14 protein-coding genes are annotated in these 18312 nt (G+C 70.1%); 7 read left to right on the forward strand and 7 right to left on the reverse strand.

Features of this window, described 5'->3' with window-relative positions:
* Positions 1 to 2: 2 nt before the first annotated feature.
* Genes ABT288_RS00755 through ABT288_RS00765 form a run of 3 tightly spaced genes read right to left on the reverse strand, consistent with a single transcriptional unit; the run spans position 3 to position 2798 of the window.
* Positions 3 to 914: an ABC transporter ATP-binding protein gene (locus ABT288_RS00755; protein ID WP_351600913.1), complete on the reverse strand. Its 912-nt coding sequence runs from the start codon at positions 912 to 914 to the stop codon at positions 3 to 5.
* A complete protein-coding gene (locus ABT288_RS00760) occupies positions 911 to 1828 on the reverse strand; it encodes an ABC transporter permease subunit (RefSeq protein ID WP_351600916.1) in 918 nt (305 codons plus the stop codon). The genes ABT288_RS00755 and ABT288_RS00760 overlap by 4 nt, the downstream gene beginning before the upstream one ends.
* Positions 1818 to 2798, reverse strand: coding sequence for an ABC transporter ATP-binding protein (locus ABT288_RS00765; RefSeq protein ID WP_351601208.1), 981 nt, complete (start codon positions 2796 to 2798; stop codon positions 1818 to 1820). Before ABT288_RS00765 ends, ABT288_RS00760 begins: the two co-directional genes overlap by 11 nt.
* 267 nt (positions 2799 to 3065) lie before the next feature.
* Between ABT288_RS00765 and ABT288_RS00770 the strand changes: the two genes are divergently transcribed.
* The 5 genes from ABT288_RS00770 to ABT288_RS00790 all read left to right on the forward strand — a co-directional run bounded on the left by ABT288_RS00770 (position 3066) and on the right by ABT288_RS00790 (position 8682).
* Positions 3066 to 3908 carry a M24 family metallopeptidase gene (locus ABT288_RS00770; RefSeq protein ID WP_351600920.1) on the forward strand — a complete coding sequence of 281 codons (843 nt, stop codon included), beginning with the start codon at positions 3066 to 3068 and terminating at the stop codon, positions 3906 to 3908.
* A gap of 32 nt (positions 3909 to 3940) precedes the next feature.
* On the forward strand, positions 3941 to 5695 hold the full coding sequence (locus tag ABT288_RS00775) for an SDR family oxidoreductase (protein ID WP_351600922.1): 1755 nt from the start codon (positions 3941 to 3943) through the stop codon (positions 5693 to 5695).
* Positions 5696 to 6139: 444 nt separating this feature from the next.
* On the forward strand, positions 6140 to 6688 hold the full coding sequence (locus ABT288_RS00780; RefSeq protein ID WP_351600925.1) for an RNA 2'-phosphotransferase: 549 nt from the start codon (positions 6140 to 6142) through the stop codon (positions 6686 to 6688).
* A 131-nt stretch (positions 6689 to 6819) separates the two neighbouring features.
* Positions 6820 to 7722 (forward strand): LLM class flavin-dependent oxidoreductase, encoded by a 903-nt coding sequence (locus tag ABT288_RS00785; protein WP_351600928.1) that lies wholly within the window; start codon positions 6820 to 6822, stop codon positions 7720 to 7722.
* A gap of 72 nt (positions 7723 to 7794) precedes the next feature.
* A complete protein-coding gene (locus ABT288_RS00790) occupies positions 7795 to 8682 on the forward strand; it encodes an HAD-IIB family hydrolase (RefSeq protein WP_351600931.1) in 888 nt (295 codons plus the stop codon).
* A gap of 42 nt (positions 8683 to 8724) precedes the next feature.
* Here ABT288_RS00790 and cydD read toward each other — a convergent pair whose 3' ends face one another.
* From cydD to ABT288_RS00805, 3 genes are read right to left on the reverse strand one after another with little or no spacing between them, the layout of a single operon-like run.
* Positions 8725 to 12444, reverse strand: coding sequence for a thiol reductant ABC exporter subunit CydD (gene cydD / locus ABT288_RS00795; protein ID WP_351600934.1), 3720 nt, complete (start codon positions 12442 to 12444; stop codon positions 8725 to 8727).
* Positions 12445 to 12503: 59 nt separating this feature from the next.
* Entirely contained in the window at positions 12504 to 13523 is a 1020-nt protein-coding gene (gene cydB / locus ABT288_RS00800) for a cytochrome d ubiquinol oxidase subunit II (protein WP_351600937.1), read from the reverse strand.
* 15 nt (positions 13524 to 13538) lie between these two features.
* Positions 13539 to 15047: a cytochrome ubiquinol oxidase subunit I gene (locus ABT288_RS00805; protein WP_351600940.1), complete on the reverse strand. Its 1509-nt coding sequence runs from the start codon at positions 15045 to 15047 to the stop codon at positions 13539 to 13541.
* A gap of 209 nt (positions 15048 to 15256) precedes the next feature.
* Between ABT288_RS00805 and ABT288_RS00810 the strand changes: the two genes are divergently transcribed.
* Positions 15257 to 15634 carry a cyclophilin-like fold protein gene (locus tag ABT288_RS00810; protein ID WP_351600943.1) on the forward strand — a complete coding sequence of 126 codons (378 nt, stop codon included), beginning with the start codon at positions 15257 to 15259 and terminating at the stop codon, positions 15632 to 15634.
* A gap of 13 nt (positions 15635 to 15647) precedes the next feature.
* On the opposite strand, the gene hisC is transcribed toward ABT288_RS00810, so the two are convergent.
* Positions 15648 to 16727 carry a histidinol-phosphate transaminase gene (hisC, locus tag ABT288_RS00815; protein ID WP_351600946.1) on the reverse strand — a complete coding sequence of 360 codons (1080 nt, stop codon included), beginning with the start codon at positions 16725 to 16727 and terminating at the stop codon, positions 15648 to 15650.
* 431 nt (positions 16728 to 17158) lie between these two features.
* On the opposite strand from hisC, the gene ABT288_RS00820 reads away from it, so the two are divergent.
* The gene (locus ABT288_RS00820; RefSeq protein WP_351600950.1) at positions 17159 to 18271 is read left to right on the forward strand and encodes a LacI family DNA-binding transcriptional regulator; all 1113 of its coding nucleotides are present in this window, start codon (positions 17159 to 17161) and stop codon (positions 18269 to 18271) included.
* Positions 18272 to 18312 lie beyond the last annotated feature (41 nt).

The following is an 18312-nucleotide window of genomic DNA, read 5'->3' on the forward strand; positions in this document are numbered from 1 at the left end:
TCCTACGCCGCGACCAGATACGAGAAGACGGACTCCAGGGACTCGTCGGACGGCGAGACCGTGAGCAGCCGGATGCCGTGGTCGCGGGCGACCCGCGGCAGCAGGGCGGTGAAGCGGCCGAAGTCGACGGCCTGGATGCGCAGCGCGCCCTCGGTCAGGTCGACCTCGATGCCGGACGTCGAGGGGTCGGCGATCAGCGCGGCCGCGAGGGCGCGGTCGTCGCTGGAGCGGACCAGATAGCGGTGCGGACGGTCGGTCATCAGCCGGCGGATCTTGCGGAAGTCGCCGCTGGCCGCGTGCCTCCCCGCGACGACGACCTCGATGTGCCGGGCGAGCTGTTCGACCTCTTCGAGGATGTGCGAGGAGAACAGCACCGTGCGGCCCTCGTCGCCCATCTTCCGCAGCAGGTCCATCAGTTGCATGCGCTGGCGCGGGTCCATGCCGTTGAACGGCTCGTCCAGCAGCAGCAGCGACGGGTCGTGGACCAGGGCGCTGGCCATCTTCACGCGCTGCCGCATGCCCTTGGAGTACGTGGAGATCTTCCGGTCCTGCGCGTACTCCATCTCGACCGTGGCGAGCGCCCGTTGGGCCGCTTTCTCGCCGAGACCGTGCAGCTCGGCGTTGGCGACGACGAACTCGCGGCCGGTGAGGAAGTCGTACATCGCCTCCCGTTCGGGGACGATGCCGATGTGCCGGTAGATCTGCTCGTTGCGCCACACCGGCTGCCCGTCGAGGGTGACCGTGCCGGTGGAGGGGGCGAGGAAGCCGGCCATCATGTTGATCAGTGTGGACTTTCCGGCGCCGTTGGGTCCGAGCAGGCCGGTGACGCCGGGGCCGATGGTCATGGTGATGTCGTTGACGGCGACCACGTTGCCGAACCAACGCGAGACGTGGTCGATGCTGAGCGTGGTCACAGTCCCACCTTCTTGTAGCGGCGCATCAGCAGGCCGTAGCTGCCGGCGATGAGGGCGAGCACGACCAGGACGTAGACCACGCCCTGACCGGCCGACGGGTCGACCGCTCCGGGGTTGCGGGCGGTCGCGCCCAGGAAGGCCGACTGGACGCCGTCGATGAGCGTGATGGGCGAGAACAGGCCGATCCAGGGGATGGCGGAGGTGTGGTTCTGCACATTGGCGATGGCCTGGAGCGTGCTGACCGCTCCGTAGGAGATGACCATCACCGCGATCACGGCGGCGATACCGAAGCCGCGGCGCGGGGTGACGGCGGCGATGACCAGGCCGATGCCGGCGAAGAGCAGGGAGAGCAGGGCCACGGAGACCAGTCCCTCGGCGAATTCCTTCGTCTGGTGGGCGAAACCCAGTTTGGACAGCAGCGCGCCCACGTACATCACGAGCAGGGGAGCGGCGGTCAGGATGAAGATCGCCGAGGCGAGCGAGGCGAACTTGGCGCGTACGTAGTCGGCGGTCTCGATGGGCCGCGAGAAGTACAGCGGTACGGTCTTGAAACGCAGGTCACGCGACACGGCCTGGGGTGCCTGCGCGGCGACGTACAGGCTGATCACGGCCTGCAGCATGATCGCGTAGCGGGTGTAGGCCACCGGCAGTTCGTGCGCCTTGGTGGCGACCGCGACGGCCACCATGATGGCCGCGGGTACGCACATCACCGCGAAGAGCAGCATCGGCAGCACCTTGGACTTGGCCGAGCGGCCGAGGCCGTAGGCGCCGCGCAGGGACTGCGAGTACAGCGAGCGGCGGGCGTAGGCGCGGCCGAGGCGCGGGCCGTCGTAGCCGCGGTAGCCGATGTCGTGGATGCGGGTCTGGTCGCCCGCGGGGGAGGTCAGGGGCTGCAAAGGGCGCTCAACCGCCATGGCGGACGGCCTCCTTCCGCTGCTCGTCGCCGCTGTGCTCGGCGCTGCTGGTGAACACCTCGGAGATGTGGTGCCGGCGCTGCTCCATGCGCACCAGGCCGAGGCCGAGGTCGGCGACGACGTCCCGGACCACGTCGTAGGTCTCCTCGCCCTGGGCGGTCAGCAGCAGGATGTGTCCGGCGCCGGGGAGTCCGGCGCCCTCGTTCTCGGTCTCCACCCCGCGCGCGTGGAGCGCGTCGCGGACCGCGCGGGTGCCGTCGGGGTGGGTGTCGCTGTCGGTGACCTCGATCGCGAGCGTGGTCGTGGTCTGGGTGAAGTCGGTGGTGGAGCTGGAGCGCAGGAGCTTGCCGCCGTCGATGACGACGACGTGGTCGCAGGTGCGCTCCAGTTCGCCGAGGAGGTGGGAGGTGACCAGGACCGAGATGCCGAACTCGGTGTGGATGCGGCGGATCAGTGCGAGCATCTCGTCCCGGCCGACCGGGTCGAGGCCGTTGGTCGGCTCGTCCAGGAACACCAGCTTCGGGTCGTGCACCAGCGCCTGGGCCAGCTTGACCCGCTGCTTCATGCCCGTCGAGTAGCCACCGATGGGGCGGTAGCGCTCCTCGTACAGACCCACGTGGCGCAGGGTGTCCGCGGTGCGCTCACGCGCGGCGGTGGGCGGCAGGCCGGACATGCGCGCCATGTGGACGACGAACTCGGTGGCCGAGACGTCCGGTGGCAGGCAGTCGTGTTCCGGCATGTAGCCGACGCGCTCGCGGATGGCGCCGCCCTTGGTGGCGACGTCGAGGCCGAGCACCTCGGCGCGGCCCTCCGTGGCGGGGGACAGACCCAGCAGGATCTTGATCAGGGTGGACTTGCCGGCGCCGTTGGCTCCGACGAGTCCGGTCACACCGGGCCCGATGTCCACGGACAGCCGGTCGAGCGCGGTCACCCGGGGGAACCGCTTGCTCAGGCTTTCGGTCGCGATCACAGTCACGCCTACGACGGTAGTGATTCAGGCCACGCCGGTCGTCAGACCTCAGAGCCGTCTTCGCGTCAGACCCAGGTATTACGGGGCCCTAGGGGATGCCGTGCCTCAGGGTTACCCCGGGTTCTCCACAGCCCGTCACCCCTCCTATTGACGCCGCCTCTAACAACTGCCACATTCACCAGTGTCAAGTTACGGACGAGTACAGCGGTCCACAGACGAGTCGGCGCATCGACGGGACGAGTCGGCGCGGCGACGGGACGGGGCGGCATGACGACGGCAGTGAGCAGCGAACTCTCGGTGGAGCTACGGGGGTTCAGGCGGGTGCAGCGCCTCGCCTACGAATGCGCGGAAGCGATCGCGGCGCGGCTGGAGCCGGGCGTGACCGAGCGCGGGGCGGCGCGCATGCAGCGGGAGTGGCTGCGCGAGCGCGGGGTGCGGGACTGGTTCCACCTGCCCTTCGCCTGGTTCGGCGACCGCACCGCGTTCGTGAACTTCCGCATACCCCTGCAGTTCTTCCCCACCGACCGCGCCCTGGAGCCGGGGATGCCGTTCATCCTGGACATGGCCCCGGTCTACGAGGGATACACGGCGGACATCGGCTACTCGGGCTCGCTCGGCGTCAACCCGGTCCAGGACCGGCTGATGGCCGACCTGGAGGCGCACCGCGAGCTGATCCTGCGCGAGGTGCGCGAGCGGCGCCCGCTGCGCGAGATCTACGAGGACGTGGACCGGCTCATGGTCCGCCAGGGCTATGCCAACCGGCATCGCGCGTACCCCTTCGGCGTGATCGCCCACAAGGTGGACCGCGTGAAGCAGCGCCGCTTCTCCCCCCGTCTGTTCGGCTTCGGTACGCAGTCCCTGAAGGGCCTGGCCGCCGACGCGCTGCACGGCCACCGCGAGGGCTGGTCCCCGCTGTGGTCGCCGTACCGCTTCTCCGACCATCCGCCGCAGCCGGGCCTGTGGGCGGTCGAACCGCACCTCGGCTTCCGGGGTACGGGCGCGAAGTTCGAGGAGATCCTGGTGGTCACCGACTCGAAGGACCCCGAGCAGAGCGCGTTCTGGCTGGACGACGATCTGCCGCACGTGCGGCGCTGGGCGGAGGAGAAGTGACGGCGGGCGTGTCGGGAGGAGCGACGGCGGACGTGACGCTGAAAGGTGCGCGGGAGCGCCGGGTGGCGACCGGCGGGATCGAGCTGTGCGTGGCCGAGCTGGGCGATCCGGAGCAGCCCACGGTGGTGCTGGTGCACGGCTACCCGGACAGCAAGGAGGTCTGGTCCGAGGTCGCCGTCCGCCTGGCCGACCGCTTCCACGTGGTCCTGTACGACGTCCGGGGCCACGGCCGTTCGACGGCGCCCAGGCCGCTGCGCGGCGGCTTCACGCTGCCCAAGCTCACCGACGACTTCCTGGCCGTCGTGGACGCGGTCAGCCCGGGCCGGCCGGTCCACCTGGTCGGGCACGACTGGGGCTCGGTGCAGTCCTGGGAGTTCGCCACGGTCGGCCGCACCGAGGGCCGTATCGCCTCCTTCACCTCGATCTCCGGCCCGTCCCTGGACCACTTCGGACACTGGATCAACGCGCGCGTGCGGCGTCCCACGCCCCGCCGGGTGGGCCAACTCCTCGGCCAGGGTGCCAAGTCCTGGTACGTGTACCTGCTGCACACACCGGCCCTGCCGGAGCTGGCCTGGCGCGGACCGCTCGGCAAACGCTGGCCCAAGATCCTCCAGCGGGTGGAGAAGGTCCCGGGGGGCGACTACCCGACCTCGTCCCTGCCCTCCGACGCGGCACACGGCGCCTGGCTCTACCGGGACAACGTCCGCGCCCGGCTGCTCAGGCCGCGCCCGGACGCGTACGCGCACGCGCCCGTGCAACTCATCACGCCCCAGGGCGACGCGTTCCTCTCGGAGCGTCTGTACGACGACCTGGAGCGGTGGGTGCCCCAGCTGACCCGCCGCACGCTCCCGGCCAAGCACTGGGTCCCGCGCACCCGCCCTGATCAACTCTCTTCCTGGATCGAGGAATTCATCATGTCCGTGGACGGCGGCCGCCCCGAACCGAAGGCCACCGGCCGCCACGCCGACCGGTTCGGCGGCCAGTTGGTCTTGATCACCGGAGCCGGCAGCGGCATCGGCCGGGCCACGGCGTTTGCGTTCGCGGAGGCCGGCGCGCGCGTGGTGGCCGTCGACCGCGACGCCGAGGCCGCCGCCCGCACCGCCGAGCTGTCCCGGCTGATCGGCGCGCCCGAGGCCTGGGCGGAGACGGCCGACGTCTCCGACGAGCAGGCGATGGAGAAGCTCGCGGAGAAGGTGCACCGCGAGTACGGCGTGCTGGACGTGCTGGTCAACAATGCGGGCATCGGGCTGTCGGGCTCCTTCTTCGCCACCACCTCCGAGGACTGGCGCAAGGTCCTGGACGTCAATCTCTGGGGGGTGATCCACGGTTGCCGGCTCTTCGGCGCGCGGATGGCCGAGCGCGGCCAGGGTGGCCACATCGTCAACACCGCCTCCGCGGCGGCCTTCCAGCCCTCCCGGGCCCTGCCCGCCTACAGCACCTCCAAGGCCGCGGTGCTGATGCTCTCGGAGTGCCTGCGCGCCGAACTCGCCGGACAGGGCATCGGGGTGAGCGCCATCTGTCCCGGCATCGTCAACACGAACATCACCTCCACGGCCCGCTTCGCCGGTGTGGACGAGGCGGAGGAACGCCGCCGCCAGAAGAGCTCGGCCCGCCTGTACGGCCTGCGCAACTACCCACCGGAGAAGGTAGCCGAGGCGATCCTGGACGCCGTGGCCCGCAACAGGGCGGTGGTGCCGGTGACACCGGAGGCGCGAGGGGCGCATCTCCTGTCGCGTTTTGTTCCAGGGGCGTTGAGGGGGCTCGCCCGGGTGGAGCCGAAGGTGTGAGGACCTGGGATCGCGCCGTGGTGGGGAGGCCGCCGCCGGGTGTGGGTGCGTTGTGGGTGGCCGCGCAGTTCCCCGCATTCCTCCGGGAGTTGTGGCTGCTTCTGCGCACCCACCTGGACGTGGAGAAGCCTGCGCAAGAGTCCTCGCACACCGGTTTCGTCGCCTCTCCCACTGGGCCGATCCGGGCTGTGTGAAGGCTTGTTGGGCGACAGTACGTTTCCGAGTTCATCGCACTGGCAGCCGAATGCTGCGCACAACACCCGCGTTGGACCCTCCGACCTCAGGAGCCGGTCACCTCAAGGAACTTCACGAACCCCCCCTGATCCACAGGCTACTTGTCCACAGACTCGTCAATTCCCCTGTGGATAACACCACTTGCTTGTGGACCAAACCTGGGAACGAAAATAACCTGCGTGATCCATGTCTCTCCCGCACCCTGGACACATGGACGAAAGACGCACCGTGAAGGTGTCGAAGTACCTCTCGAAACACCTGCGCCACCAACCGGAGCGCATCGGGCTCACCCTCGATCAGGGCGGCTGGGTCGAGATCGACACGCTGATCGCCGCGGCCGCCGCCCACGGCTTCCCGTTCACACGCGAGGAACTGGACCACGTGGTGGCCGCCAACGACAAACATCGCTTCGCGATCGAAGGCAGCCGCATCCGCGCCAGCCAGGGCCACAGCATCGAGGTCGAGCTCGGCCTGCCGCCGGCGACCCCGCCGCCGTACCTCTACCACGGCACCGTGGCCCGCAACCTCGACGCGATCCGGGCGTACGGCCTCAGGCCCATGCGTCGGCACGACGTCCACCTCTCCGCCGACCGCGAGACCGCCACCCGGGTCGGCGCGCGGCGCGGCCGTCCCGTGGTGCTCACCGTCGACGCCGGAGCCATGCACCGCGACGGCCACGTCTTCCACATGAGCGCCAACGGCGTCTGGCTGACGAAGACCGTCCCCCCGCGCTACCTGCGGTTTTCGGGCCCACACTGAAGGTGCGGATCCCGGCGTTGCCCGGCTGCCCGGCCGACCACGAAGCGCTGATCCTGTTCAGGCTGTGGCGAAGCAACCCCGTTCGGTGACCGTTTGGTCCCCTGTCAGTCGGTCCGCTTACCCTCGGACGCATGAGTCTGCGTCTGAGCACCGTGATCCTGCCGTACCGCCGCTGGAGCGAGGGCGGCCGTTCGGCCTGGGTGCGGGCCGAGCAGCTCGGCTTCCACACGGCGTACACCTACGACCACCTGTCCTGGCGCAGCTTCCGTGACGGCCCGTGGTTCGGCGCGGTCCCGACGCTGACCGCCGCCGCTGCCGCCACCGAGCGTCTGCGGCTCGGCACGCTCGTGACCTCGCCGAACTTCCGGCACCCGGTCACCCTCGCCAAGGAGCTGATCTCCCTCGACGACATCTCCGGCGGCCGGATCACCCTCGGCGTCGGCGCCGGCGGCACCGGCTTCGACGCGACCGCGCTGGGCCAGGAGCCGTGGAGCCCGCGCGAGCGCGCCGACCGGTTCGCCGAGTTCGTACCGCTGCTGGACCGGCTCCTCACCGAGGACGCGGTGACGCACGAGGGCCGCTTCTACTCGGCGCACGAGGCCCGCAACATCCCGGGCTGCGTGCAGCGGCCCCGGCTGCCGTTCGCGGTGGCGGCCACCGGACCGCGCGGCCTCAGGCTCGCCGCGCGGCACGGCCAGGCGTGGGTGACCACCGGCGACCCGAAGCTGTACGAGAACGGCACCCCGGAGCAGTCCGTCGAGGCCCTGCGCGGGCAGATCGCCAAGCTGTCCGAGGCCTGCGCGGACGCCGGGCGGGACATGGCCGGCCTGGACAAGATCCTGCTCACGGGCTTCACCCCGGACCGCGCTCGGCCGCTTCAGTCCCTGGACGCCTTCGTGGACTTCGCAGGCCGGCACCGGGAACTGGGCTTCACCGAGATCGTGATCCACTGGCCCATCCCGGACTCCGACTTCGCCACGGACGAGAAGGTCTTCGAGCAGATCGCCATGGAGGCCGCCGCCCAGCTGGACTGACCGGCACCGTGGCGCGAGCCGGGCGTCATCTGTGTCTCATCTGTGCGGAGTTCCGCACGGTCGTGCTGGCATATGCGCGAGAATGACCCGGTGACCTCAGCGACCAGACAGCCCGGGACCCCGTCCGCCGCCGTACGGCCGCGGTTGATCGCCACCGACCTCGACGGCACCCTGCTGCGCGACGACAAGTCGGTCTCCCCGCGCACCGTGGCCGCGCTGGCCGCCGCCGAGGATGCGGGCATCGAGGTCTTCTTCGTCACCGGCCGTCCGGCCCGCTGGATGGACGTCGTCAGCGACCACGTCCACGGTCACGGCCTGGCGATCTGCGGCAACGGCGCCGCCGTGGTCGACCTGCACGGCGGCCCCGGCGCCCACCGCTTCGTGAAGGTCCGCGAACTGGCCCGCGAGAACGCCCTGGACGCCGTACGGCTGCTGCGCAAGGCGGCACCCGGCACGGTGTACGCGGTGGAGCAGACGTACGGCTTCCACCAGGAGCCGGACTATCCCAAGCTGCACATGGAGATACCGGACAACCTCCTGCCCGCCGAGCGCCTCCTCGCCCCCCACGGCCCGGACGCCGACCAGCCCGTGCTCAAGATCCTGGCCTACCACCCCGACCTCGACCCGGACGCCTTCCTCACCCTCGCCCGGCTCGCGATCGGCGACCGCGCCAACGTCACCCGCTCCAGCCCCAGCGCCCTGCTGGAACTGAGCGGCCCGGACGTCTCCAAGGCCAGCACGCTCGCCCTCTGCTGCGCCGAGCGCGGTATCTCGCACGAGGAGGTCGTCGCGTTCGGCGACATGCCCAACGACGTCGAGATGCTGACCTGGGCCGGCCAGTCGTACGCGATGGGCAACGCCCACCCGGACGTCGTCGCCGCCGCGTCGGGCCGTACGGTCGCCAACAACGAGGACGGCGTCGCGGTCGTGATCGAGCAACTGCTCGCCGACCGCTTCTGAAACACCCCTGGGCCTGGTGGAAGCCGGTGACCGGAGTGACGGTCACCGCGCTCCGGCCAGCGAATCCACCTCAGCCTCCCGCCGCGCGAGCGCCCGCAGCGGCCCGTCCACCGCGAGAAGCTCCGCGTAGCTTCCCCGCTGCACCACCTGGCCCGCGTCGAGCACGATCACCTCGTCCACCGCCTCCAGTCCCGCCAGCCGGTGCGTGATCAGCAGCGTTGTACGGCCCTGAGTGGCGGCCAGCAGATCGGCGGTCAGCGCGTCGGCCGTCGGCAGGTCCAGATGCTCGGCAGGCTCGTCGAGCACCAGGACGGGGAAGTCGGCCAGCAGGGCGCGGGCCAGCGCCAGCCGCTGCCGCTGACCGCCGGACAGCCGGGCCCCGTGCTCGCCGACCAGTGTGTCCAGGCCGTCGGGCAGCCCGTCCACCCAGTCCAGCAGGCGGGCCCGGTCCAGCACCCTGCGCAGATCGGCCTCGGTGGCGTCCTTCCTGGCCAGCAGCAGGTTCTCGCGCACCGAGCTGTCGAAGAGGTGCGCGTCCTGGGCACACAGCCCGACGAAACGCCGTACGTCGTCACCGGCCAGCGCATACGCGTCCACACCGGCGAGCGTGTACGAACCCTCCTGCGGGTCGAGGAAGCGCAGCAGTACCTGGGCGAGAGTCGTCTTGCCGGCACCGGACGCCCCGACCACCGCGATGCGTCGCCCCTCCTCCAGGGTGAGATCGAAGCCGGCCAGCGCCTCACGCCGCTGCCCGTCGTACCGCGCGGCCAGCCCCTTGACCACCACCGGGAACGGCGTGGCGGGCGCCTGCCGGGGCCGCTCGGGTTCGCGGACGGGCTCCGGAGCGTCCAGCACCTCGTGGACGCGCTCGGCGCTCCGCCGCACCCGCTGCCGGTGGCGCACGGCGAGCGGCAGCCCCAGTACGGCCTCGAAGGCGGCCAGGGGAGTGAGGACGACCACGGCCAGCGCCACGCCGCCGAGCCGGCCCGCGGCCACCGCCTGGGCGCCGCAGAACGCGGCCGCCGTGACGGTCAGGCCGGAGATCAGCGCGGTGAGCCCGTCGCCGAGCGCGGTCACGGCGGCGGCACGCGAGGCGATCCGGGTGAGGGCGCCGTCGGCTCGCCGGGCCGCGTCCGTACGGGCGGGCAGCGCGCCGGCGACGGTCAGCTCCGCGGTGCCGGTGAGCAGGTCGGTGACCCGGGTGGCAAGGGCGCCCCGAGCCGGGGCCAGCCGTCGCTCGGTCCGCCGGGCCACGGTCGCGGTGACGAGCGGGACGCCGACGCCGGCCGCCACGAGACCCGCGGCGAGGACGGCGCCGGCCTCGGGAAGCAGCCATGCCGTGAAGCCGACGGTCGCGGCGGAGACGGCGACGGCGACCGACGCGGGCAGCAGCCAGCGCAGCCAGTAGTCCTGGAGCTCGTCCACGTCCGCCACGAGCCGGGTCAGCAGATCGCCGCGCCGGGCGGTCCGCAGCACCGCCGGCGCGAGTCGCTCCAGTCGCCGGTAGACCGCGACCCGGGTGTCGGCCAGCATCCGCAGCACCGCGTCGTGCGACACCAGCCGCTCGGCGTACCGGAACGCGGCCCGCCCGATGCCGAACGCCCGCGTGGCCGTCACGGCCACCATCAGATACAGCACCGGAGGCTGCTGCGACGCCCGCGAGATGAGCCATCCCGAGGTCGCCATCAGCCCAACGGCGCTACCGAGCGCGAGACCCCCGAGCACCAACGCCGACACCAGACGGCCCCGCCGCGGCCCGGCCAGTGCACGAACCCGCGCAAGCACACGCCGAGGCCGCGCCGAAGCCCGCACGACCGAGCCACTTTCCCACTGCCCGCGCAAAGACGCCGACGAGCCGATCTCCGCCTGCCCCCGCCGATCCCGCTCCGGCCCACCATGCAGACCACCGGTCCCCGGGCCCTGCGAGCCACCATCCAGCCGACCGGACCCGGAGCCCTGCGGACCACCGTCCAGCCCACCGAGGCGACCGGCCTGCGGCCCATCGTCCAGCCCACCGAGTCGGGTGGCCGGTGGGTGAGGACGGGGGTCCAGGGGGCGGAGCTCCCTGGCAGGCCCGCCGCAGCTCCGGGCACTCGGCAACGCGGCGCTCAACGGCTCGGCGCTCGACAACCCGCCGTTCTCCAGCCGCACCACCCGATCCGCAACCTCCAGCAAGGCCGGCCGGTGCACCACCAACAGCACCGTACGACCCACCGCAAGCTTCCTTACCGCCGTGACGACCTCCGCCTCCGTCCCCCCGTCCAGCGAGGCTGTCGGTTCGTCCAACAACAGCACGGGCCGGTCGGCGAGAAAGGCGCGGGCAAGAGCCAGCCGCTGCCGCTGCCCCGCCGACAGCCCGGCCCCGTCCTCCCCGAGCACGGTCTCCGCCCCCTCGGGCAACGCGTCCACGAACTCCAGCGCACCCGCGTCCCGCAGCGCCCGCCGTACGGCACCGTCATCCGCCTCGGGCCGCGCCAGCCGCACGTTCTCCGCGACGGTCCCGGCGTACAGATGCGGCCGCTGCGGCACCCACGCGATCCGCGACCGCCACTCCTCCAGGTCGAGTTCCGCGAGATCGGCTCCCCCGGCCCGGACCCGCCCCTCGCTGGGCGAGACGAACCCGAGCAGCACATTGAGCAGCGTCGACTTGCCCACCCCACTCGGCCCCACCAGCGCGACCGTCTCACCGGGCTCGACGCTGAACGACACGCTCGTCACCGCGTCCGCCGACCGACCGGGATAGCGAACAGTGACCCCCTCGAAGGCAACCGCGCCCGATGGCACCGCACCGGTTCCGGACGCCGGAACCGGCGTCTGCAGCACGCTGAAGATCTCCTCCGCGGCGGCCAGCCCCTCCGCCGCCGCGTGGTACTGCGCGCCGACCTGCCGCAACGGAAGGTACGCCTCGGGCGCCAGCACGAGGATCACCAGGCCGATGTACAGATCCATGTCACCGTGCACGAGCCGCATGCCGATCGTCACCGCGACCAGGGCGACCGACAGCGTGGCGAGCAACTCCAGCGCGAAGGAGGAGAGGAAGGCGATTCGCAGGGTGCGCAGGGTGGCCTGCCGGTACTCGCCGGTGATCCGGCGGATGGACTCGGCCTGTGCCTTTGCCCGACCGAACACCTTCAGCGTGGGCAGGCCGGCGACCACGTCGAGGAAATGCCCCGACAACCGGGAGAGGAGCCTCCACTGACGGTCCATCCGGGACTGCGTGGCCCAGCCGATCACCATCATGAAGAGCGGAATGAGGGGCAGAGTGCCGACGATGATCGCCGCCGACACCCAGTCCTCGGTGACGATCCGCGCCAGCACAGCCACCGGCACGACCACCGCGAGCCCCAGCTGCGGCAGATAGCGCGAGAAGTAGTCGTCAAGGGCGTCGACGCCACGCGTGGCCAAGGTCACCAGTGAACCGGTGCGCTGCCCGGCCAGCCATCCCGGGCCCAGCGCCGCCGCCCGGTCGAGGAGACGCCCCCGCAGTTCGGACTTCACCGCCGCACTCGCCCGATGGGCGGCGAGTTCGGTGAGCCACGCGACAACCGACCGGCCCACGGCCACGGCGGCCAACAGCAGCAGGGGGGTGCGCAGTTCAGCGACGGACTGCCCGTGCTGGAACGCACCGACGACGACCTCGGCGATGAGCATCGCCTGGGCGACGACCAGCCCCGCACCAACGGCTCCCAGAGCGACGACCGCCACGAGGAAGACGCGTGTGGCGCGGGCATAGCGCAGCAGACGCGGATCGATTGGTTTCACGTGAAACATGCCCTTCGGTCCAGAGGGTGTGTTTCACGTGAAACACACCCTCGCCGGACTCAGTGTGCGGCGCCGGCCGCAGCATCGGGAGCAAGGTGCTGCGTGCCGATCCGCTTGCGGAAGACCCAGTAGGTCCAGCCCTGGTACAGCACCACGAGAGGCGTGGCAATGGCTGCCAGCCACGTCATGATCTTCAGGGTGTAGGGGCTCGACGAGGCGTTGCTGACCGTCAGGCTCCAGTCCCCGTTGAGCGTGGACGGCATGACGTTCGGGAAGAGCGACAGGAAGAGCATCGCCACGGCGGCCACGATGGTGACGCCGGAGAGCGCGAACGCCCATCCCTCACGGCCCAACTGGTTGGCCACCAACGCGGCCACCAAGGCGGCAACCGCCACGACGAGCGCCACCAGGCTCTTGCCGTCACCGCTGTCGGCCTGCGTCCACAGGAGGAAGCCGGCCGCCACCACGGCCGTGACGAGACCGACCCACAGAGCCAGCTTCCGTGCCCGCACCCGGATGTCCCCCACCGTCTTCAGCGCGGTGAAGACCGCTCCGTGGAAGGTGAACAGCGTCAGCGTGACCAGACCGCCGAGCAGGGCATAGGGATTGAGCAGATCCCCGAAGCTGCCGACGTACTCGAAGTGTTGGTCGATCTTCACACCTCGCACGATGTTCCCGAAAGCCACGCCCCACAGGAACGCCGGGATCAGCGAGGTCCAGAAGATCGCTGTCTCCCAATTGCGCTGCCAGTTCTCCTCGGGCCGCTTGGCCCGGTACTCGAAGGCGACGCCCCGGACGATCAGGCACACCAGGATGATCAGCAGCGGCAGGTAGAAGCCGGAGAAGAGGGTGGCGTACCACTCGGGGAACGCCGCGAAGGTCGCACCGCCGGCCGTGAGCAGCCACACCTCGTTTCCGTCCCAGACGGGCCCGATGGTGTTGATCAGCACCCGCCGCTCCGGCCGGTTGCGGGCCAGCAGCTTGGTGAGGATGCCGACCCCGAAGTCGAAGCCCTCCAGGAAGAAGTAGCCGGTCCACAGAACGGCGATCAGGACGAACCAGACGTCGTGAAGTTGCATGACTGTCCCCCCGGCCTAGTACGAGAAGGCCATCGGCTTGTCGGCGTCACGGGTTTCGCCGCCGATCTTCGTGGGCGGGTTGAGGTCGGCCTCGGTCAGCTCCGGGGGGCCGGCCTTGACGTACTTCGCGAGCAGCTTGACCTCGACCACGGCGAGGATCGCGTACAGCGTGGTGAAGACGATCATCGAGGTGAGGACCTCGCCCTGGGAGACACTGGGGGAGACCGCGTGCCGGGTCTGCAGGACGCCGTAGACGACCCACGGCTGGCGGCCCATCTCGGTGAAGATCCAGCCCCAGGAGTTGGCGATCAGCGGGAAGGCCAGGGTCCAGGTCGCGATGCGCCAGTACCAGGGCGTGAGCTTCGGGCTGAGCGCCTTGTTCTTGAACAGCACCAGATGTGGCACCTCGTCCTCGCCGACCCGCAGATGCTGCGGCAGCATGAACTTCTTGCGGGTCAGCCACAGTCCGGCCAAGCCGATGGCGAAGGAGGCCATTCCGAAGCCGATCATCCAGCGGAAGCCCCAGAAGGCGACGGGGATGTTGGGCCGGTAGTCGCCCGGTCCGAACTTCTGCTGCTCGGCCTTGTTGATGTCATTGATGCCGGGGACGTACGAGTTGAAGGAGTCGTCGGCGAGGAAGGACAGCAGCCCCGGGATCTCGATGGCCACCGTGTTGTGGCCCTTCTCCACATCGCCGTAGGCGAAGATCGAGAACGGTGCCGGCTTCTGGCCGTCCCACAGCGCCTCGGCCGCGGCCATCTTCATCGGCTGCTGCTTGAACATGACCTTGCCGAGCGTGTCGCCGCTGATCGCGGTGAGCAGACCGGCGATGACGACGGTGATCAGTCCGAGCCGCAGCGAGGTCTTCATCTCGCGGATGTGCTTCTTGCGGGCCAGGTGGTAGGCGGCGATGCCCACCATGAAGGCGCCGCCGGTCAGGAAGGCTGCGGAGAGGGTGTGGAAGGCCTGACTGAGGGCGGTGTTCTGGGTCAGCACGGCCCAGAAGTCGGTCAGTTCCGCGCGCCCCTTCACCTTGTCGATCTTGTAGCCGACCGGGTGCTGCATCCAGGAGTTGGCCGCGAGGATGAAGTACGCCGACAGGATCGTGCCGATCGAGACCATCCAGATGCAGGCCAGGTGGATCTTCTTGGGGAGCTTGTCCCAGCCGAAGATCCACAGGCCGATGAAGGTGGACTCGAAGAAGAACGCGATCAGCGCCTCGAAGGCGAGCGGGGCGCCGAAGATGTCACCGACGAAGCGGGAGTAGTCCGACCAGTTCATGCCGAACTGGAACTCCTGCACGATGCCCGTGACCACGCCCATCGCGATGTTGATCAGGAAGAGCTTGCCCCAGAACTTCGTCGCTCTGAGGTACTTCTCCTTCTCCGTGCGCACCCAGGCCGTCTGCAGCCCGGCCGTGAGGGCGGCCAGGGAGATGGTCAGCGGGACGAACAGGAAGTGGTAGACGGTGGTGATGCCGAACTGCCAGCGCGCCAGCGTCTCCGGCGCCAGAGCCAGGTCCACGTCGTCACTCTCCTTACTGCGCCGTGGTACAGCGGCGATTCGCCCCGTCTGTTGCACACATACAGGGCAAACGGGACGCGCTTGTGAACGCGTTCACATTCACAAGCCATTATGACGTACCGATTTTCGGCCCGGTAGGGCGGGGTGGTCCTATCGCCACGGAGTCAAGACCTTGGCAGCGACTTCAACATCTTGTTGAATTGCGCGTCATGCAGATACGTATTTCCTGGCCCGCGGGCAACATCACCGCGACCTTCGACGTAGACACAGCGACCGCACAGGCCCTCGCCAAGGCACTGCCGCTCACCTCCAGCGCCTGCACATGGGGCGAGGAGGTCTACTTCGACACAGGTGTCTCTGTTTCACGTGAAACGGACGCCCGGCAGGTCGTGGAGCCAGGCACGGTGGCCTTCTGGACGGACGGCGACGCGCTCGCCCTCCCCTACGGCCCCACTCCGATCTCGCGAGGCGACGAGTGCCGCCTCGCGAGCCCGTGCAACATCCTGGGAAGTCTGGACGGGGACGCCAGGGTGCTGGCGACCGTACGAGACGGCGACCCCATCCGTGTGGAACTGATCGACGAGTAGAGCCCTCGCGGCGCTACAGCTCCTTGCGGAACGCCTCCGCCACCTTCAGGAAGATGTCGTTCGCCTCGTTCTCTCCGACCGTCACCCGCACACCCTCGCCCGGGAACGGCCGGACCACCACACCGTGCTGCTCACAGGCCTGAGCGAACGCGACCGTGCGCTCCCCCAGCCGCAGCCACACGAAGTTCGCCTGCGTCTCCGGCACCGTCCAGCCCTGCCCGCGCAGCGCATCGACCACCCGCGTGCGCTCGCACACCAGCGAACCGACCCGGCCGAGCAACTCGTCCTCGGCCCGCAGCGAGGCGATCGCCGCTTCCTGCGCGAGCTGGCTGACACCAAAGGGCACCGCTGTCTTGCGCAGCGCCGCCGCGACCGGCTCATGGGCGATCGCGAAACCGACGCGCAGCCCGGCGAGCCCGTAGGCCTTGGAGAAGGTACGCAGGACGCAGACGTTGGGCCGGTTCCGGTACAGCTCGACGCCGTCGGGCACCTCAGGATCGCGGATGAACTCGCGGTAGGCCTCATCCAGCACCACCAGGACATCGCCGGGCACCCGGTCGAGGAACCGCTCCAGCTCGGCCCGCCGCACCACCGTGCCGGTCGGGTTGTTGGGGTTGCAGACGAAAATCAGACGCGTCCGGTCGGTGATCGCGTCCGCCATCGCGTCCAGGTCATGCACATCGCCGGGCGTGAGCGGCACCCGCACCGACCGCGCGCCGCTGATCTGCGTGATGATCGGGTACGCCTCGAAGGACCTCCAGGCGTAGATCACCTCGTCGCCGGGACCGCTGGTGGCCTGGATGAGCTGCTGGGCGACGCCCACCGAGCCGGTGCCGGTGGCCAGGTGGGAGATCGGGACGCCGAAGCGCTCCGACAGCTCGGCCATCAGCCCGGTGCACGCCATGTCCGGGTAGCGGTTGAAGTCGCAGGCGGCCGCCGTCACGCTCTCCATCACGCCGGGCAGCGGGGGGTAAGGGTTCTCGTTGGAGGACAGCTTGTAGGCGACCGGCCCTCCGGCCGCGGCGGGCTTGCCCGGTTTGTAGGTGGGGATACCCTCCAGCTCGGCGCGCAGCTTGGGGCTCGTCTCGCTCACCGCAGTCCTCCTCGCGACCACCGGCGGACCGTCGACGCCGCCGGCTTCCAATACTCCTCACCTTATGAGGATTCGGCCCCGGTGCGTACAGGTGGCGGCCCGGCAAAACGTGAAGCGCGTCCGGCCCGGCGCCATCCCGGGGCATCACCGTACGAAGGCGTACGTTCCAGGGGGCGCGCCGTACATATATCTACGCGCCGGTGGCTCACGCCGTAGCGCGCATCCCCCGTGCAGGTGAGTTGAGACCTCTTCGAGACATCGGGCAGTTGGCAGGTTCATACGCGTCACTACGCCACGTCCTACCGAAGAATCGTTCAACTACCTTGTTTTCTAAGTCAGTTGACCCCGGGTGACCATGCAGAAACGTGCCTGTCAACGCGTGCATATGCGTCCGCACTACCCCACCACATGAGCCCTACTATCGGCTCGCCATGACAGCAGCAGGGAAGCACCAGGTGAGCCGCGCGGAAACCTCACGTCGAGGCAGCCGGCCGGGCCGGGCGGGCATCAGAGACGTGGCCGCCGCCGCCGGAGTCTCCATCACGACCGTCTCCGACGCCCTCAACGGCAAGGGCCGGCTCCCGGATGCCACCCGGCGCCACGTCCGCGAGGTCGCCGACCGGCTGGGATACCGCCCCTCCGCCGCCGCCCGCACCCTCCGTACCGGCAAGTCGGGTCTGATCGGCCTGACCGTGACGACGTACGGGGATGAACCTTTCACCTTCACGGAGTTCGCGTACTTCGCCGAGATGGCACGAGCCGCCACCTCGGCCGCGCTCGCCCGCGGCTACGCCCTCGTGATCCTGCCCGCGACCTCCCGCCACGACGTGTGGTCCAACGTCGCCCTGGACGGCACGGTCGTCATCGACCCCTCCGACCAGGACCCGGTGGTCAGCGAGCTCGTCCGGCAGGGACTGCCGGTCGTCTCCGACGGCCGCCCGGCCGGCTCGCTGCCGGTCACCGCCTGGGTCGACAACGACCACGAGGCCGCCGTCCTCGGCATCCTCGACCACCTCGCCGACGCCGGCGCCCGCCGCATCGGCCTGCTCACGGGCACGACGACGGACACGTACACCCACCTGTCCACCACCGCCTACCTGCGCTGGTGCGAGCGGGTCGGCCAGGACCCGGTCTACGAGGCCTACCCGGCGCACGACCCGTGCGCGGGCGCCGTCGCAGCCGACCGGCTGCTCGCCCGCCCCGACCGGCCCGACGCGGTCTACGGCCTGTTCGACCCCAACGGCACCGACCTGCTGGCCGCCGCCCGTCGCTACGGGCTCCGTGTCCCCGACGACCTGCTGCTTGTGTGCTGCAGCGAGTCCATGGTGTACGCCAGCACCGAGCCGCCCATCACCACGCTCTCCCTCAAGCCCCGCCGCATCGGCACGGCGGTAGTCCAGCTCCTCATCGACGCCATCGAGGGGGTGGAGTCGGACCAGCCGGTCGAGCAGGTGATACCGACCGAGCTGATCGTGCGCACCTCCTCACAGCGGCGCTCGCCGCGCACCACGGTCAGCCCGCCGCGGACGCCGGACGAGAAATAACGCCGGAAAGCGGGGCGCTCGCCCCGTGCGCGCGCCGGCCG

The sequence above is a fragment of the Streptomyces sp. NPDC001093 genome (assembly GCF_040298985.1).
Taxonomy (GTDB): domain Bacteria; phylum Actinomycetota; class Actinomycetes; order Streptomycetales; family Streptomycetaceae; genus Streptomyces.

Excerpts from the sequence above, each read along its gene's own strand:
- ABT288_RS00760 (WP_351600916.1), bottom strand. The coding sequence starts at position 1,828 with ATGGCGGTTGAGCGCCCTTTGCAGCCCCTGACCTCCCCCGCGGGCGAC.
- ABT288_RS00770 (WP_351600920.1), top strand. The coding sequence starts at position 3,066 with ATGACGACGGCAGTGAGCAGCGAACTCTCGGTGGAGCTACGGGGGTTC.
- ABT288_RS00780 (WP_351600925.1), top strand. The coding sequence starts at position 6,140 with ATGGACGAAAGACGCACCGTGAAGGTGTCGAAGTACCTCTCGAAACAC.
- ABT288_RS00785 (WP_351600928.1), top strand. The coding sequence starts at position 6,820 with ATGAGTCTGCGTCTGAGCACCGTGATCCTGCCGTACCGCCGCTGGAGC.
- ABT288_RS00790 (WP_351600931.1), top strand. The coding sequence starts at position 7,795 with ATGCGCGAGAATGACCCGGTGACCTCAGCGACCAGACAGCCCGGGACC.
- cydB (WP_351600937.1), bottom strand. The coding sequence starts at position 13,523 with ATGCAACTTCACGACGTCTGGTTCGTCCTGATCGCCGTTCTGTGGACC.
- ABT288_RS00810 (WP_351600943.1), top strand. The coding sequence starts at position 15,257 with ATGCAGATACGTATTTCCTGGCCCGCGGGCAACATCACCGCGACCTTC.
- ABT288_RS00820 (WP_351600950.1), top strand. The coding sequence starts at position 17,159 with ATGACAGCAGCAGGGAAGCACCAGGTGAGCCGCGCGGAAACCTCACGT.